Raw genomic sequence first — 17,241 nt, 5'->3', positions numbered from 1 at the left:
CCGTCATGGTCGACAAGAACAAACCTCCACAAGAGAAACGCGGCGGCTGGCTCAGCCGCTTCGCCCCCGGCGTGCGCAAGATCGTCAGCCGGCGCGACACGCCCGAGAACCTCTGGGTCAAGGACCCCGATACGGGCGAGATGCTGTACCGGTCGGACCTGGAGACCTCGCTGTGGGTCACGCCCTCGGGCCGGCACATGCGCATCAACGCCGATCAGCGGCTGCGCTACACCTTCGACGACGGCGCGTTCGAGGCCATCGACACGCCCGACGTGCCCGAGGATCCGCTGAAATTCTCGGACGGCAAGCCGTACAAGGAGCGTCTGGCCGCCGCCCGCAAGGCCGCCGGCCGCAAGGACACCATGGCGATCGGCTTCGGCGAGCTGGACGGCACGCCCGCGGTGGTGATCGTCCAGGACTTCAGCTTCATGGGCGGATCGCTGGGCATGGCGGCGGGCGAGGCCTTCATCGCCGCGGCCCGGGCGGCCGTCGCGCGGGGCGTGCCCCTGGTCTGCTACACCGCCGCGGGCGGGGCCCGGATGCAGGAAGGCGCGCTGAGCCTGATGCAGATGGCGCGCACCACCCTGGCCATCCAGGAGCTGAAGGCGGCGCAGCTGCCGTTCGTCGTGGTGCTGACCGATCCGACGACCGGCGGGGTCACCGCCAGCTACGCCATGCTGGGCGATGTGCATCTGGCCGAGCCGGGGGCCCTGATCGGCTTCGCCGGCCCGCGCGTCATCGAGGCGACGATCCGCGAGAAACTGCCGCCGGGCTTCCAGCGCGCCGAATATCTGCAGGAAAAAGGCATGGTCGACCGCGTGGTCGCCCGTGAGGACCTGCCCAAGGTGCTGGGCCAGATCCTGTCGATGCTGATGGGCGGACGGCGCCGGGCGGCCTGAGCGGCGTGGACCCGATCTCCCAACGCCTGAGGGCGCGCCACCCGCAGCGCATCGATCTGTCGCTGGACCGGATGAAGGTGCTGTGCGCCGCCCTGGGCGATCCGCAGCACCGGCTGCCGCCCGTCGTCCATGTGGCGGGCACCAACGGCAAGGGTTCGACCGTCGCCTTCATCCGCGCCATCGCCGAGGCGGCGGGCCTGCGGGTCCATGCCTACACCTCGCCGCATCTGGTCCGGTTCAACGAGCGCATCCGGTTAAACGGCAAGCTGATCGGGGACGCGGCGCTGAACGAAATTCTCGACCGCATCGAGGCGCTGGAGGTCGAGGCGACGGTGTTCGAAAGCACCACGGCCGCGGCCTTCGTCGCCATGAGCGAGACGCGGGCCGATCTGGCCATCGTCGAGGTCGGTCTGGGCGGGGTGCTGGACGCCACCAATGTGATCGAACGCCCGTTGTTGAGTGTCATCACCCCCGTCGACCTGGATCATGCGGAGTTCCTCGGCACGTCCCTGTCCAGTGTGGCGGCGGAAAAGGCGGGCATCCTCAAGCCGGGCGTGCGCGGCCTGATCGCGCGGCAATCCGAAGAGGCGATGGCGGTCATCGAGAAGGCGGCGCAGGCCGTGCATGCGCCGCTGACGGTGATGGGCGTGGATTTCGACGCCTGGGCCGAGCGCGGCGGCATGGCCTTTCAGGATCAGGAACGGTTCCTCGACCTGCCGGCCCCGGCGCTGGCGGGGCCGCACCAGATCGCCAACGCCGGCCTGGCCGTCGCCGTGGCGCTGGAGCTGGATCTGCCCGAGGCCGCGATCGTCGAGGGCCTGGGGGCCGTGCGCTGGCCGGCGCGGTTGCAGCGGTTGACGACGGGTCCCTATGGCGAGGCGGCGCGGGCGGCGGACGCCGAGCTGTGGCTGGACGGCGGGCACAATCCGCACGCGGCCCGGGCCCTGGCCGCGGCCCTGGCCGAGCGTCAGGCCCGGGCCCCGCGACCGCTGGCCCTGATCGTCGGCATGCTGGCCAACAAGGATGCGGGCGGCTTCTTCGAGGCGCTGAAGGACTCGGGGGCCGCCGTCTTCACCGCGCCCTTCGACGGCGCCGCGGCCGAACCCGAGGCTCTGGCCGCCGTCGCCCGCGGCCATGGCCTGGGCGCGACGGCCTGTGCGTCGGTGAATGATGCGCTGGAGCGGGCCCTGCGTCTCGGGGCGGGGCGGGTGGCGATCTGCGGGTCGTTGTATCTCGCCGGCGAAGTCCTGGGCGCGGCGCGGGAAACCTGGCCGGGCTGAGCCGGGGATCAGCCGTTCGGGCCGCCAGGCGTCGCCGCCGCGCCTTCATCCGGGAAGCGGACACGTTGCAGATTGCGCATGAATTCGCGCGTCTGCTGGTCCTGGACGCCGGCCCGGCGAATGTTGCGGCAGACGCGCTGCTGCATGTTCGAACCGGTGGCGCGCTCGAGACGGCAGACGCGGCGGGAGTCGCCCTCGGGCCCCTCCGGCGCTCCGGCGGGACGGGCTTCGGCGGGCGGGGCGGTGGAGGCGATGACGGTCACCGCCTGCCCGCCGTCGAATGTGAGGGCGGCGGCGATCAGGATGGCGGTCAGCATGGCGATGTCACTCCTGCGGTCCCAAGGGGCCCGCAGGAGAACACCGATCCTCGGAGGAGGCAAATCCGGGGCCGTCCTGCCCCGGCAGGCTCAGGCGGCGGGCGCCGTAATGCCGACCTCGGCCAGCCATTCCAGAATCTTGCCCTTGGGCATGGCGCCGACCTTCATCGAGGCCATCTGGCCGTCCTTGAACAGCATCAGCGTCGGAATCCCCTTCACGCCGAGTTTGGACGGGATCATGGGGCTGTCGTCGATATTGACCTTGGCGATGACCAGCTGGCCCGCCAGGTCGTCGGCGATCTGTTCGAGCGCCGGGCCGATCTGTTTGCAGGGGCCGCACCATTCGGCCCAGAAGTCGACCAGCACCGGCTGGGACGCCTTGAGAACGTCGGCTTCGAAACTGTCGTCGGTGACCTTGATGGTAGCCATGCGGGATATCCTGTTCCGGGGCGCCCGTCGGCGAGCGGCGGCGGCGCGAATGATCGGCCGGTCAGACTGGCTGATTCCGGCCCGTTACGGACGATGTGGGATGTTCCGCGCCGCAAATCAACGCGGCCGGGGCGACGATTCCAAAGCGCCGGCCAGCGCCGCCTCCAGCAGGGGGCCGGGAACCGGCATGAGGCGCGGCCCGTCGGTCCAGACCAGGGCCGCCTCGACCGTCCGGTCGGGATACAGCCGCGCCAGAACCGATGCGTAGACCGCCATCTGCAGCACATAGGCGGGGTCGGCGTCCTCGATCCGGTCGGGGGCCGGGCGGTTGGTCTTGTAGTCGACCACCAGAACCCGGTCCGGGGTGACGACGAGCCGGTCCATGCGTCCCGAGACCGGGACAGGGCCGACAGAGCCGGTCAGGGCGACCTCTGGCCGCGATCCCGCACCGAACACCGGCGAGAAGCGGGCGTCGTCGAGGACGGCGAAGGCGGCGGCGATCATCTCCGCGCGTTGAACCTCGTCGAGGTCACGCTCGCGGGACAGGATGCGACGCGCGGCGTCGGCGCGGTCGGCGGGCGGAATTTCCGGCAGGCGCTCGAGCAGCCGGTGGATCAGGTCGCCCCGGCGGAAGCGGCCCAGCGGCGCGCCCGGTCCGGCCGTCGTCGCCAGGGGCGAAGGGGCGGGAATGCGGATCAGCTCGTCCATCTTCGACGGAGAGGCGAACCGCGCGGCGGCGTCGGGCGCCGGCGGCGTGCGCGCCCATGCCGGAACGGCGACGGGCGCCGGAGACGGGGCGATCCTCGCGGCGAGGGCCCGGGGATCGACGCCGGACCGCAGCACGCCGTCGCCGATGTCGCGCACGTTCAGCGGATCCTCGTCGCCCAGCCGCTGGAAGGTTTCGGCGATGACGCTCCACCAGCTGCCCGCCTCGAACCCCTCCTCCGGCCGGCGGACCGCCCGTCCCATGATCACCAGCCGGTCACGGGCGCGGGTCAGGGCGACATAGAGCAGGCGCAGGGTCTCGGCGTCGGTGCGGGCGACCCGGGCCTCACGCGCGGCCTTCGAGGCGGGGCAGTCTTCCTTCGAGGAGCCGGGGCACATCAGCCAGCCTTCGCCCTCGCCGCCGTCGTCGGTGGCGGCCGGCATCAGGGTCGGGCCCTGTGGCTTGGCGCGTGAGGTGGTGTCGGGAAGGATGACGATGGGCGCCTCCAGTCCCTTGGCCCCGTGCACGGTCATGACCCGCACCTCGTTACGGGCTCCTTCCATCTCGCGCTTGACCTCGACGTCGGCGGCTTCCAGCCGGGCGACGCAGGTTTCCAGATCGACGCCGCCGCGGTCCTCTGCGGCCAGGACCTGGGCCAGGGTTTCGTCGATGGCCTCCTCGGCCTCGCGGCCCAGCCGGGCCAGGATGCGGGCGCGGCCGGTGACGCCGGCAGCATCGACCCGGTTCAGCAGGCTGGAGAAGAAGGCGAAGGGGTCGCGGTCGCGGGCGTCCAGGGCGGCCTGGACGAAGTCGCGGGCGCGGCGCCATTGCGGCCGCTCTTCCGCGCGGTCGCGCAGCTCGCGCCACAGGGAGCGGCCCTCGCGGGCTTCCTTGTCGGCCAGCGGATACAGGCTGTGCGGATCGCCGAAATCGGTGACGTCGCAGAAGGGGCTGCGCAGGACCTCGGCGAGGCTGAGGTCGTCGTCGGGATAGAGGGCGAAACGGGCCACGGCGATCAGGTCGTCGAAGACGATATGGCTGCTGAGCTTCAGCCGGTCGGCCCCGGCGACGGGCACGGCCTCGGCCTTGAGGGCGCGGATGATCTCCTCGAACAGGGCGTCGCGGCGGCGCACCAGCACGAGGAAGTCGCCCCAGCGGGCCGGGCGCAGGCCCTCGGGCGCGCCGCGGTCGTGGACGGCGGTCCCGGCCTCGACCTGTTTGCGGATGTCCCGGGCGAGGGCCTGGGCCAGCTGTTTGCGGCCGCTGCGGGCGTCCTCCTTGTCGACCGGGGCGTTCCAGGCCTCGCGGTCGGGGGTCGCGGGATCGCGGAACAGCGGCCAGAGGTCGACCGCGCCATGCTCGCCGACGCGGGCCGGATGGTGGGTCGGGATGTCGCCCGCCACGCCGACGAGGGCGCGGGTCCGCTCGGGGCCCTCGAAGGCGGCGTCGACGAAGGCCAGCACCTCCTCGGTCGAGCGGAAGGAGGTGTCGAGCGGCACCTCCTCGAACGGGCGTCCCGCGCCGCGGGCCAGGGCCTCATAGGCCTGGGCCTCCTGCCGCAGCCGCTCGGGGCGGGCCCCCTGGAAGGAGTAGATCGACTGCTTCTCGTCGCCGACGGCGAAGACGGTGCGGGGGATGCGGGGAACGGTCTCACCCCGGCGCGGCGCGCCTTCGCCCGAGAAGAACTCCTCGGTCAGGGCCTTGAAGATGGCCCACTGGTCGGGAGCGGTGTCCTGGGCCTCGTCGACGAGGACATGTTCAATGCCGCCGTCCAGCTTGAACAGCACCCAGGCGGCGGTGGCCCGCTTGGTCAGAAGGTCCACGGTGCGGACGACGAGATCGGAGAAGTCGAGCGCGCCCTGCCGGGCCTTGGCGGTCTCGTAGAGGGCGGCGTGGGCCTGGGCGAGGGTCAGGGCCTTGACCGTATCGTCGGCGACCTTCGCGGCCCGCATCCGGTCGAGGACGGCGCAGTATTTGAGCGAGACGGAGTCGAGGTAGGCGGCCGCGGCGGGCGGGGCGCTCCTGGTGCCGAATTTGGTCCGCGCCTCGCCCTTTGAGTCGATGAAGAGGGCCTTCATGGCGGCGAGGCTGGAGTGGGGCGGGACGGCCTCGCGCATCTGGGCCGCGATCTTCTGGTCGTTGGCCGAGCCCGTGGCGAAGCCGTCGGCGGCGGCGCGCCAGGCGGCGGGATCGAGCCAGTTGAGGAAGTCGCTCTCGATCGCGGCCGGCGTCTCGTCCTCCGAGACGCCGGCGAGGATGTGCGGACCGGGGGCGGCGCCCGAGGTCCAGCGATCGACATAGGCGACCAGCTTGCCGCGCTCGGCCTCGATCATGGCCAGCAGGTCGTGGAAGGATTTCCAGTCCAGGTCGACGGCGAAATGGGCGTAGGCGCCGCCCAGACGGCCGTCGGGATCGGCGAGGGCGGCGCGGGCCAGGTCCTCGCGGGCCGCATGCGACAGGGCGACGGCGGCCTCATTCTCCAGCACCTTGAAGGCGGGCGAGACGCCGGCCTCGATGGGGAAGCGGCGCAGCAGTTTTTCGCAGAAGGCGTGGATGGTCTGGATCTTCAGCCCGCCGGGCGTCTCCAGGGCGCGGGCGAACAGGCGGCGGGCTTCCTTCAGGTCCGCGGGCTTCAGGCCGGCGGGGTCGCGGCCGTCCAGCCGGGCCAGATCGCCGGACAGGTCGGCGTCGTCCATGACGGCCCAGCGGCCCAGCTTGTCGAACAGACGGGCCTGCATCTCGGCGGCGGCGGCCTTGGTGTAGGTGACGCACAGGATCTCGCCGGGCGGCGCCTTCTGCAGCAGCAGGCGGGCCACGCGGTCGACGAGGGTGGTGGTCTTGCCCGAGCCGGCGTTGGCGGTGACGAAGACCGAGCGGCCGGGATCGGCGGCGGCGGTCTGGTGGGCGCGGGCCTGGTCGAGGGGGGAGAGGGTCATTCCGGGGCCTCGTCCTCGCCGCCGACGACGTGCCATTCCCAGACCCGGGCCAGATGGTCGTAGTTGCCGCCGAAATTGCCCATGAACTGGGGCGCGGCCCAGGAGACATAGGGCCGGGACTCGTCGTCGAAGGCGGCGACGCCGTCGACCAGCCGGGCCAGTTCGCGCTCGGCCAGTTCGGCGGCGGTCAGGGGCTGGTTGCGGCTGACCTTGCCGACGTCGATCGCCTCGCCGGGCGTCTTGCGGCCGGTGACCTTGACGTACAGCAGCTCCGACGCCGGCGTCGGCGGGGCGTCCGCGAAACCGCCGGCGGCGAGGATGGCGGCGGTCAGGGTCAGCTGGGGCGCGAAGCCCTGGGCGACCTGTTTCGCGCTCGGCGTTGAGCCGGTCTTGAAGTCGATGACGGCTGCGCCCGAGGCGTCCAGCTCGATGCGGTCCGCCTTGGCCGTCAGGGTGAAGGGGCCGAAGGGCGCGCCGAAGGTCAGTTCGCCGGTCTGTTCGATCAGCAGGGTGGCGCCGCGCGCCCGGCGTTCGCGTTCCCAGCCCGCCAGCCAGACGGCGCAGTTGCGGGCCAGGGGCGTCTCGCGGGCCATGGCGTGGTCCTCGAAGCCGGCGGCGTCCAGCTCCTCGCGCAGGAAGCCCTCGATCTGGTCGGCGCAATCCTCGGGCAGGGCGTCGGGCCAGCTGACCACGACGCGCTCGATGGCGCGGTGAACGGCGTTGCCGCGCGCCATGGCCTCGGCCGAGGCGCCGGGCCGCTCGAGCTTCTGCAGGCCGAGGATGCGCCGGGCGTAGACGGCGTACGGGTCGCGGACCCAGCGCTCTATCCCGGTGACGGGCAGCCGGCGCGGGCGGCGATGGACGGGCGGGGTCGGGGCCGGACGGCGGGCGTAGCGCGGCGGTCCCGGCGGCGGGACATCAAGCGCCCGGGCGGCGGCCACCGACGCGGAAGTCCGTTCGAGGACGATGGGCGCAGCCGGGGCGTCCGCGCCGCGGGTCAGCATCTCCAGCCGCCACAGCCAGCGCGAGCGGACGGCGGGCTGGCCGCCCCGACGCTCGGAATGAACCAGTATGGCCTCGTCGGCGCAGGCGGCCTGGACGAAGTCCTGGGCGGTCTGGCCGAGGCGGCGCTCGGGCGGCGGCAGGCCGAGGGTCTGGCGCATGGGCCGCGACAGGAAGGGATCGGTCGGGGCGGCGTTGGGCCAGACGCCCTCCTCCAGCCCGGCTAGGATCATGCGGTCGGCCCGCACCAGCCGGGCCTCGATGGCGCCGAGGATGCGCAGGCGCGGCTGGGTGGCGCCGCCGGTGCGCACGGTCTCCTCGGCCAGCAGGGCGCGGATCAGGTCGGCGAATTCGGCGCGCGAGACGCCCCCCAGAGACGCCCCGCCCTCGATCAGGCCGGACAGCAGGGTGGCGGCGGCCTCGCCGTCGGGGCCGGCCCAGGCGTCCTGACCGGCGAGGGCCTCGATCAGTTCGGTCAGGCTGCGGGCGGCGGCGTCCAGCGGCGCGTCCGGCGTGAAGGGGGCGAGGGCGGCGGCGGACAGGGCTTCCAGCCGGTCCACCAGGGCCGTGGCGGCGGTCAGGCGGGCGCGGGTTCCCTCTGACGGGGCCTTGCCATCGTCGCGGGGTTCGCCGGCCTTGAGCAGGGCGCGGCGCAGGCGGGCCCAGTCGCGATGTCGGGGGCCGCGCAAGGCGTGGTGTTCAAGGGCGCGCAGGGCGGCCGCGGCGTCGGTCCCGCCGAGGTCGAGCCGGGTCAGGGGATGTTTGAGCAGGCCGAGCAGGGCGTGGGGGTCGAGCGGCGTCGCAATGAAGCGGACGGCGAGGTCGATCAGGCGGCCGGCGCCCATGCGCGACAGCGGCTGGCCCGACGAGACGTCAGCGACCACGCCCCAGCGCTCCAGCCGGGCCGCGACACGGCGGCCGAGGGCGAGGTCGGGGGTGACGAGGGCGCAGGTCTTTCCCGGGGTCTCCAGGGTCTCGCGCATCATCAGGGCGAGGGCGGCGGCGGCGTCCTCCTCGGCGCGGACGGTGACCACCGACAGGCCCGCCAACCCCTGGGCGATCGGGTCGGCGGACTGTTCGCGGAAGGCGTCGGCGCGCAGGGCGGCGATGACGGCGCGCCAGTCGTCGGTGGCGTCGGCCGGACGCAGGGCCTCGTTGATCAGCCGTTGACGGGCGCGGCCGCGCGCTTCGGCGACGGGGTCTTCGACGGGCTGGAACCACGGGCCCACGGCGTCGCGCTCGGCGCGGCCGTCCAGCAGCCGCCAGAGGGCGTTTTGCGGGTGTTGTTCATTGTCGCCGAGGGTGGCCCAGACGGCCGGGTCGAGCTCGCGGTCGAGGCCGGGCAGGACGACGCAGCCGCGCGGCGCGGCGGCGACGGCGGCCAGGACGTCGGCGGCTGCGGGGGCGGTGCCGGTCGAGCCGGCGGCGATGACGGTCTGGCCCGGCGGCCGCTCGGTCCAGGCTGTGGCCAGCAGGCGCAGCAGGCGGGCGCGGCGCCAGGCCGGGTCGACCAGCCCCATGGCCTCCAGACGCTTCGGCCAGGCCTCGACGGCCAGGGCGAGGAATTGGGCGGACTCGCGCCAGTGCTCGGCCAGATCGCCCTCGACCAGGGTCGCGACCCGGTGCAGGTCCTCGATCTCCTCCAGCTGGCAGGAATCGAGGAAGCCGCCGAGGGCGTCGGCCATCTCCAGCGCGCGCAAGGGCGACAGGCCGGGGCGGAAATCCTCGACGATCATCCGCGCCATCTCGAAACGACGGGTCAGGGGGGCGATGGCCGGCGGCAGATCGAGGCCGAGTTCGCCCGGAGCGAAGGGCGGCTCATCCTCTTCCAGATCGCCGAGGGGCCGGACCTGGGGCAGCAGCAGGGGGCGTCCGCCGGCGTGTTTCGACAGGGCGGCGGTGAAGGCGCGCGCGGCGCGGCGGTTGGGCAGCAGGATGACGGCGTCGGACAACGCCTCCGGCGGATGGTCGCCGAGCCAGTCCAGCACCCCGGCGGCGAGATCCTCGAGAAAGGGCCGGCGCGCCTCGATCGCATACCAGCGCGGGCCCGCCCGTTCGAAGGGATCGAAGCGGCGGGTCATGTGGCGCCTACCGCTCGACGCGCGGCGTCTCGCTGATTGAGGCGCGATGCGATCATCCGCCGCCCGCCAGCTTCGCCTCGGCCTCGTCGCGAGCCTGCGGATCGCCGACGTGCATCCAGTCGCCATCGAGCACACAGCCGTAGAGGCGACCGGCGGCGGCGGAGCGGCGCCAGAAGCCGCTCAACGAAAAGGGTCCGGCCGGGCCGTCGGCGACATAGTCGGGGCGGCAGATGTGGACGCCCATATAGGCGAAGGGCGCGGACGGAGCGTCGCCCCGGAAGGTCAGCCTGCCGTCGTCGGCGAGGAAGACATCGCCATCGCCCTCGAACCCGATCGAGCCTTCGCGTCGCGCGAGAAGAAGCGCGGCGTCCATGATTGACGGATTCCACAGGCGGGCGAGTTGATTCAGTGCATCGCCGCGCGGGTCGGTCCAGACGCTGTCGATGTTGGCGACGAAGACCGGGTCAGGCCCCAGCAGGGCCGCGGCCTTCTTCAATCCGCCCCCGGTTTCCAGCAGTTCGGCGCGTTCGTCGGAGATGACGATGGCCGGGCCCCGGCCGCGCGCGGCCAGATGACGTTCGAGGCGGTCGGCGAACCAGTGGACATTGACCACCGCCCGCTCGACCCCGGCCTCGGCCAGGCGGTCCAGCACATGGTCGATCAGGGCGCGGCCGCCGACCTCGACCAGGGCCTTGGGGCGGTCGTCGGTCAGGGGGCGCATGCGGGTGCCGAGGCCGGCGGCGAGGACCATGGCTGACGTCGGCGCGGTCATTGTCGTCTCGCTTGCGGGACATGGGCGTCGAACCAGCGGGCGACGGGTTCGAGCCCGGGCGTCTTCAGATTGGCGTTCAGATGGGCCCACATGCGCGGCATGAAGGCCCGGTAGCGAGGCTTGCCGTCGCGCACGATCAACCGGGCGAAGACGCCGAGGATACGGGCCTCGTTCAGGGCCGCGAGACCGGCGTAGTCGCGCAGGAAGGCCTCGCGGTCCGTCGCCGGGCGCAGGGCGAAATAGTGATCCAGGGCCCGGGCCTCCAGCGCCGCCGGCACGTCGCGGCGCGCGTCCTGCAGCAGGGAGTGCAGGTCCCACGCCGGATGGGCGCGCACGGCGTCCTGGAAGTCGATCAGCCCGACGCCGGCGGCGCCGCTTCGGCCCGGCAGGCGGATCAGGTTTTCAGCGTGATAGTCGCGATGGGCCATGACCGTGGCCCCGGCCGCGCCGCGGGCCGTGACCGGGGCCCAGGCCGCGCGCCATTCGTCGATGGCGGCCTCGTCGAACGACAGGGCCGGGTCCAGCCCCGGCATCCATTCCACGAACAGATCAGCCCCGCCCTGAAGGGCCGTCTCGTCATAGGCCAGCAGGGGCCAGTCGCCGGCGGCCCCGGACAGGATGGCGGGGGCGGGGGCGTCGTGGAGGGTCGCCAGCGCCTCGACGGCGGCGAGATACAGCGGTTCCTCCGGCTCTCCCGCCTCGATGACCCGGGCGAACAGGTCGTCGCCGAAATCCTCCAGCACGGCGAGGCCGGCGGCGGCGTCGACGGCGACGATCTCGGGGGCGGACAGGCCGAGCGATCTCAGATGGCCGGCGACGGCGGCGAAGGCCTCGATGCGGCCGGCGGACAGACGGGCGACGGCGTTCCAGCCCTCGGCCTTGCGACGTTCGGGCGACCATGACGGATCGGCGGGCGCACTCTCGGCGGCGGCCAGTTGATCCATCAGCATAAGATGGACGCCCGACGGCGTGGTCAGTCGTTCATAGCGGCGCGTCGAGGCGTCGCCGGGCAAGGGTGTGCGCGCCGCATCGGCGAGGCCGGCGGCTCTGAGGAAGTCGAGACGCTGCTGTTCGCGGTCAGACATGAAGGTCCTTCAGTTTGGTCTCCCATGACCCTGCGCCGCAAAGGGCCGCAACCCGGCCCTCTCCCGCTTCGGCCAAGGTCACGGTCAGGATGTCGGGCCCCAGCCAGCGGGCCGGGTGGTCGCCGAGCCGTTCGGGCCATTCGATGATGGCGCAGCCGTCGTCCAGCGCCTCGTCCAGACCGATCTCGGACGCCTCTTCCGGCCGGGTCAGGCGATAGAGGTCGAAGTGGGCCACCGGCGGATCGCTCTCATAGAACTGCACCAGGGTGAAGGTGGGCGAGGGCACGTCTTCGTCGGGGCGGGTCAGGGCGCGGATCAGGCCGCGCGCCAGGGTCGACTTGCCCATGCCCAGCGGGCCGTACAGCAGCACCGTCTCCCCGGGCCCGAGGCGCGGCGCGATGGCGGCCCCGAGGCGGGCGGTGGCGTCGGCGTCGGCCAGGGTCAGGCGGATCGCGTCCGGGTCAGGCAAAGTCGGCGTCCGGCTGGCTGGGCAGGACCCGTTCGGTGAAGGCCTTGAGCCCGTAGGTGGCCTTGACCGCATCGATGTCGAGGCGGGTCGGCGGGATCGGCTTGCCGACCTTCAGCTGGTAGGTCTTGCGGCGCTTGTTCAGTAGTTCGTGGAACAGGGTGATGTCCCGCAGTTCGGGCGAAATCCGGTCGAAGAAGTGGAACAGGCGCGAGGTCGGTCCCGCGACGTGGAACGGCACGATGGGGGCGCCGTATCTGCGCGCCAGGGAGGCGGCGGTCGGGGCCCAGTCCGGATCGGTGACCGAGCCGTCGCGGGCGACCCGGGCCAGGCGGCCGGCGGGGAACATGACGACGCAGCGCTCGGCCTCGAAGGCTTCCCTGGCGGCGTGCAGGGTGGCGCGGGTCTTCTCGCGGGTGCGCTTTTCGACCACCCATTCGACGGGGATGACGGCCTCGCCCAGCCGGGGCGAGACGCGCAGGGCGTCGGCGTTGGCGAAGAAGACGGCGTCGGGACGCCGGGTGCGGATGGCGTCGAACACGGCGATGCCGTCGGCGATGCCGGTCGGGTGGTTGGCGACGACGATGCAGCGGCCCGTCGACGGAATCCGCTCGGGGTTCATGACCGCGACCTTCAGGTCGAGCAGGTCGCTCATATAGTCCAGCGCCCCGGCTCCGGAGAGCGGTCTGACGGCGTCGGCCATGCGCACGGCGGCGCGGTAGTTGAGCAGCTTGTAGAGAAAGGGCCGGGCCAGCGGCCAGGCGAGGGATCCGGTCAGGCGCGGCGCGCGCTCGGCGATCAGCACGTCGCAGACGTGCGGTTCCCGGCGGGTCGGCGTGATGGCGACGGTCTCGGTCATTCGACGCCGGTTGTCGCCGCTCGCGCGGCGCACGGCAAGCAGCTTCCGCCTCCCGCTGCGTGGTGCTACGCCAGCGCCCGGGATTGACGACAAAATCACCGAGGAAACCGCCCATGCGTCACCGTTCACTGCTCGCCGGCGCCAGCGCCGCCCTCGCCCTGTTCGCCGCCGTTCCGGCCGTGGCCGAAGCGCCCCCCGAAGCCCCCTCCGCGGCGACGGCCCAGGCGACCGACGCCTTCGACTATCGCGACATGATCTCCGCCAACCGGCTGGGCGATCCGCAGGTGTCGCCGGACGGCCGCTGGGTCGTCTATGCGGTGACGACGACCGACGTGGCCGCCAACAGGCGGGCGGGGGCGCTCTACATCATGGACCTGCGAGACGGCGGCGAGGGCCGCCGGCTGGCGATCAGCGAGGGCGGCGCCAACACCGCGCGCTGGGGCTCGGACGGCCGGCTCTATTTCCTCTCGGGGCGCTCGGGCACGAGCCAGGTCTGGCGCGCCGAGGCTGACGGGACGCGGCCGGTGCAGGTCACGGACCTGGCTGTGGACGTCAACGCCTACCGGCTGAGCCCCGCCGCGGACAAGGTGGCGGTGTCACTGGCGGTGTTCCCGGAATGCGGCGACATCGCCTGCACCGTGGACCGGACCAAGGCCGTGGCCGACGATCCCGCGACGGGCCAGGTCTATGACCGGATGTTCGTGCGCCACTGGGACACCTGGAACGACGGGACCCAGAACCATCTGTTCGTCCAGTCGATCGGCGCCGACGGCCGCGCCACGGGCCAGCCGGTCCATGTGACGAAGGGCTTCGACGGCGACACGCCCTCCAAGCCGTTCGGCGACGAGAGCGAGTTCACCTTCGCTCCCGACGGACAGTCGATCGTCTTCTCGGCCCGTCTGGCCGGCCAGAGCGAGCCGTGGAGCACCAATTTCGATCTCTGGCGCACCAATGGCCTGTCGGGCGACGGGACGTTCGAGAACCTGACCGACGACAATGACGCCTGGGACACCGGCCCGGTGTTCTCGCCGGACGGCCGGACGATGGCGTACCGCGCCATGGCCCGCCCGGGCTTCGAGGCGGACAGGTTCGCCATCATCCTGCGCGATGTCGCGACGGGCCGGACGCGTCAGATCGCGGCGGATTGGGACCGCTCGGCGGACAGCCTGCAATGGGCGGCCGACGGAAAAACCGTCTATGTCACGGCCGGCGACGTGGGCCAGACCCGCATCTTCGCCATCGACACGCGCAACGGCGCGGTGACGCCCGTCACGGGACCGGGACATGTCTCGGCCTTCGCCCAGACGCCGTCGGGCTTCGTCTTCGCCCAGGACAGCCTGACCCGCCCGAGCGAGTTGTTCGTCAAGACCTTCCGCGGCCGCGACATGCCGCGCCGGATCACCAATGTGAACCCGCAACTGGACGGCCAGGTCTTCGGCGAGCCGGAACAGTTCAACTTCGCCGGTTGGAACGGCGAGACCGTGCATGGCTATGTCATCAAGCCGGCGAACTATGTCGAAGGTCGGAAATACCCGGTCGCCTTCCTGATCCACGGCGGGCCGCAGGGATCGTTCGGCAACGGCTGGTCGTACCGCTGGAACCCCGAGACCTACGCCGGCGCGGGGTATGCGGTGGTGATGATCGATTTCCACGGCTCGACCGGCTACGGCCAGGCCTTCACGGATTCGATCAGCCAGCACTGGGGCGACCGCCCGCTGGAAGACCTGCAGAAGGGCTGGGCCGCGGCGCAGGAACGCTACGGCTTCCTCGACGGCGACAACGCCTGCGCCCTCGGCGCCTCGTACGGCGGATACATGATCAACTGGATCGCCGGGCGCTGGTCCGACGAATTCAAATGCCTGGTCAACCACGACGGCGTCTTCGATATCCGCGGCATGGCCTATGGCACCGAGGAACTGTGGTTCACCGAGTGGGAATACGGCGGCGCCCACTATGACAATCCGCGCGGCTATGAGGCCTTCAACCCGGTCCATCACGTCGACCAGTGGAAGACTCCGATGCTGGTCGTGCAGGGCGACCTCGACTTCCGCATCCCGACCTCGCAGGGCCTGTCGACCTTCACCGCCCTTCAGCGGCGGGGCGTCGAAAGCCGGCTGATCGTCTTCCCGAACGAGAACCACTGGGTGCTGAAGCCGGCCAACAGCCTGCAATGGCACAATGAGGTGTTCGGCTGGCTGGACAAATATCTGAAGCCCGCGCCCTGACCGGGCCGGGATGAGGGAAGGGCGCGTCCGCATCGGGCGCGCCCTTTTTGTCGCTCGCGAGCAAACGCAACCTTCGTCTGAGCCTTTCGAGCGGTTCGCGCGTTGTGAAGGGTTCGATGGAGTTCCGTCCTTGCCCAACCCCTTGAAAGACCATCCGAACTGGCTGGCCGTGCGCGACCGCGCCCTGGTCCCGGCGGGGGCGTGGGCGCGCGACCGGCGCGATTGGGTCAAGGCGAACGACGCCGTCTTCACCAGCTTCCGCCGCCCCGGCCGGACCGAACAGATCGCCGCCGGCGTGACCCTGGCGCTGATCGTCCTGGTCGTGGTCTTCCTGGCGCTGTTCGACTGGAACTGGCTGCGCGGGCCGATCGGCCGCTGGGCCTCGGCCAAATACGACCGGGAGATCGTGCTGCAGGGCGATCTGGACGTGAAGCTGTTCAGCTGGACCCCGTCGGCCCACATCCGCGACGTGCGCGTCGGCGGCCCCGACTGGGCGAAGGAGAAGGACACCCTGACGGTCGAGGACGCCCTGGCGTCCGTGCGCTTCCTGCCGCTGCTGTCGGGCCAGGTGGAGATGCCGCTGGTGGAGATCGTCCGGCCGCAGGTGGTGCTGATCTCGACCGCGGACGGTCGCAAGAGCTGGGTGCTGGATCCGGACAAGCCCGACACGGGGCCGATGAAGCTGCCCCCGATCAACCGGCTGGTCATCCGCGACGGTCAGGTGTCGCTGGACGAGCAGGCGCGCGACATCCGCCTGAACGCCACGATCAACGCGCGGGAGGGGTCGGACGGGAACGCCGGCTTCCATCTGGCGGGGCGCGGAACCGTCAACGGCACGCCGCTGACGCTGGAGGTGCGGGGCGGGCCGTTCATCAACATCAAGCGGAACCGGCCCTATGGCTTCAAGGCCGAGTTGTCGGGCGTGGGCACGACCCTGACGGCCGACGGCGCGATCACCCGGCCGTTCGACCTGGGCCAGTTCAACGCCACCCTCAGCCTGCGCGGCCGCGACCTGGCCGATCTCTATCTGCTGACCGGGATCACCACGCCCAACACCCCGCCCTACCATTTGAGCGGCAAGCTGACCCGGGACGAGACCGTCTATACGTTCAACGACTTCAACGGCCGGGTCGGTTCGTCCGACCTCTCGGGCGATCTGAAGATCGACAGGGTCGACAACCGCCTGCGGGTCGAGGCCAGCCTGTTTTCGCGCCTGCTGGACATCGACGACCTGGCGTCCGTGCTGGGGGCCGAGCCGCGGGTGACCGCGTCGGGCGACACGGTGGCGACCTCCGGCGCGCCGGGCAAGCTGCTGCCGGACGCGCCGCTGAACGTCGAGCGGCTGCGGGTCATGGACGGAACGCTGACCTATCGCGCGGCCCAGGTGAAGCGCAACGAACTGGACGTGCGGCGGGTGAATCTCGGCGCCGACCTGAAGGACGGCATCCTGAATCTCGACCCCGTCTCCTTCGACTTCAACCGCGGCGAGCTGGACGGCACGGCGCGCATCAACGCCAATCACAAGGTCCCGTATTCGACCGCTGACTTCCGCCTTCGCGGCTATCCGCTGGAATCGATCGTGCCGGCGAGGAACGGAGCGCCGACGGTGACGGGCAGCGCCATCGGCCGGGCGAAGCTGGAGGGGCCGGGCGCCTCGATCCACGACTTCGCCGCCAATTCGAAGGGCGTGATGAGCCTGGTCGTGCCGCAGGGCCGGATGCGCGCCGCCTTCGCCGAGCTTCTGGGGATCAATGCCAGCGCCGGTCTGGGCAAGCTGCTGTCCGGCGACAGCGGAACGTCGGAGATCCGCTGCGCCGTGGCCGATTTCACGGTCAGCGGCGGGACGGCGACGGCCCGCACCTTCATCATCGACACCACGCCGGTCCTGGCCAGGGGAAGCGGCACGATCGATCTGGGCGCCGAGACGATGAACCTGCGCATCGACGGCGAGACCAAGTCGCCGCGCCTGATCCGGCTGTGGTCGCCGATCAACATCACCGGCCCGCTGACGGCGCCGCGGATCGGCGTCGACAAGGCCGCGATCGTGGGTCAGGTGGGTCTGGGGACCGTGCTCGGGGCGCTCATCAACCCGCTGGTGGCGCTGTTGCCGTTCGTCGATCCGGGCCTGGCCGAGGACGCCAACTGCGGCGCCCTGATCTCGGGCGCGCGATAAGTTCGCGCATG

Annotated in this window: 12 protein-coding genes; 4 read left to right on the top strand and 8 right to left on the bottom strand. The window is 71.6% G+C overall.

Annotation, left to right across the window (positions count from 1 at the left end; genetic code table 11):
* Positions 1–5: 5 nt before the first annotated feature.
* Both accD and WC555_RS05330 read left to right on the top strand, forming a co-directional pair.
* Positions 6–899 (top strand): acetyl-CoA carboxylase, carboxyltransferase subunit beta, encoded by an 894-nt coding sequence (gene accD, locus WC555_RS05335; protein WP_373251838.1) that lies wholly within the window; start codon positions 6–8, stop codon positions 897–899.
* Between the two features lie 5 nt (positions 900–904).
* Entirely contained in the window at positions 905–2,179 is a 1,275-nt protein-coding gene (locus WC555_RS05330; protein WP_373251835.1) for a folylpolyglutamate synthase/dihydrofolate synthase family protein, read from the top strand.
* Positions 2,180–2,187: 8 nt separating this feature from the next.
* On the opposite strand, the gene WC555_RS05325 is transcribed toward WC555_RS05330, so the two are convergent.
* From WC555_RS05325 to WC555_RS05290, 8 genes are all read right to left on the bottom strand, one after another.
* The gene (locus WC555_RS05325) at positions 2,188–2,496 is read right to left on the bottom strand and encodes a hypothetical protein (protein WP_373251833.1); all 309 of its coding nucleotides are present in this window, start codon (positions 2,494–2,496) and stop codon (positions 2,188–2,190) included.
* Between the two features lie 90 nt (positions 2,497–2,586).
* Positions 2,587–2,925: a thioredoxin gene (trxA, locus tag WC555_RS05320; protein WP_373251831.1), complete on the bottom strand. Its 339-nt coding sequence runs from the start codon at positions 2,923–2,925 to the stop codon at positions 2,587–2,589.
* 117 nt (positions 2,926–3,042) lie between these two features.
* On the bottom strand, positions 3,043–6,567 hold the full coding sequence (gene addA, locus WC555_RS05315; protein WP_373251829.1) for a double-strand break repair helicase AddA: 3,525 nt from the start codon (positions 6,565–6,567) through the stop codon (positions 3,043–3,045).
* Positions 6,564–9,650, bottom strand: a complete 3,087-nt coding sequence (addB, locus tag WC555_RS05310; RefSeq protein WP_373251827.1) for a double-strand break repair protein AddB — start codon at positions 9,648–9,650, stop codon at positions 6,564–6,566. Before addB ends, addA begins: the two co-directional genes overlap by 4 nt.
* Before the next feature lie 52 nt (positions 9,651–9,702).
* Positions 9,703–10,422, bottom strand: coding sequence for an N-acetylmuramate alpha-1-phosphate uridylyltransferase MurU (murU, locus tag WC555_RS05305; RefSeq protein WP_373251825.1), 720 nt, complete (start codon positions 10,420–10,422; stop codon positions 9,703–9,705).
* Positions 10,419–11,507, bottom strand: a complete 1,089-nt coding sequence (amgK, locus tag WC555_RS05300) for an N-acetylmuramate/N-acetylglucosamine kinase AmgK (RefSeq protein ID WP_373251823.1) — start codon at positions 11,505–11,507, stop codon at positions 10,419–10,421. The genes murU and amgK overlap by 4 nt, the downstream gene beginning before the upstream one ends.
* The gene (gene tsaE, locus WC555_RS05295) at positions 11,500–11,976 is read right to left on the bottom strand and encodes a tRNA (adenosine(37)-N6)-threonylcarbamoyltransferase complex ATPase subunit type 1 TsaE (RefSeq protein ID WP_373251821.1); all 477 of its coding nucleotides are present in this window, start codon (positions 11,974–11,976) and stop codon (positions 11,500–11,502) included. The genes amgK and tsaE overlap by 8 nt, the downstream gene beginning before the upstream one ends.
* Positions 11,969–12,832 (bottom strand): GNAT family N-acetyltransferase, encoded by an 864-nt coding sequence (locus WC555_RS05290; RefSeq protein ID WP_373251818.1) that lies wholly within the window; start codon positions 12,830–12,832, stop codon positions 11,969–11,971. The genes tsaE and WC555_RS05290 overlap by 8 nt, the downstream gene beginning before the upstream one ends.
* Before the next feature lie 113 nt (positions 12,833–12,945).
* On the opposite strand from WC555_RS05290, the gene WC555_RS05285 reads away from it, so the two are divergent.
* Both WC555_RS05285 and WC555_RS05280 read left to right on the top strand, forming a co-directional pair.
* Positions 12,946–15,057, top strand: a complete 2,112-nt coding sequence (locus WC555_RS05285) for a prolyl oligopeptidase family serine peptidase (RefSeq protein ID WP_373251816.1) — start codon at positions 12,946–12,948, stop codon at positions 15,055–15,057.
* Between the two features lie 130 nt (positions 15,058–15,187).
* Positions 15,188–17,230, top strand: coding sequence for an AsmA family protein (locus WC555_RS05280; RefSeq protein WP_373251814.1), 2,043 nt, complete (start codon positions 15,188–15,190; stop codon positions 17,228–17,230).
* Positions 17,231–17,241: the final 11 nt, after the last annotated feature.

It is taken from the genome of Brevundimonas sp., assembly GCF_041648615.1.
In the GTDB taxonomy this organism is placed as follows: domain Bacteria; phylum Pseudomonadota; class Alphaproteobacteria; order Caulobacterales; family Caulobacteraceae; genus Brevundimonas.
Note: the sequence above shows the minus strand (reverse complement) of the source record. Positions and strands in the feature narration are given on the sequence as shown.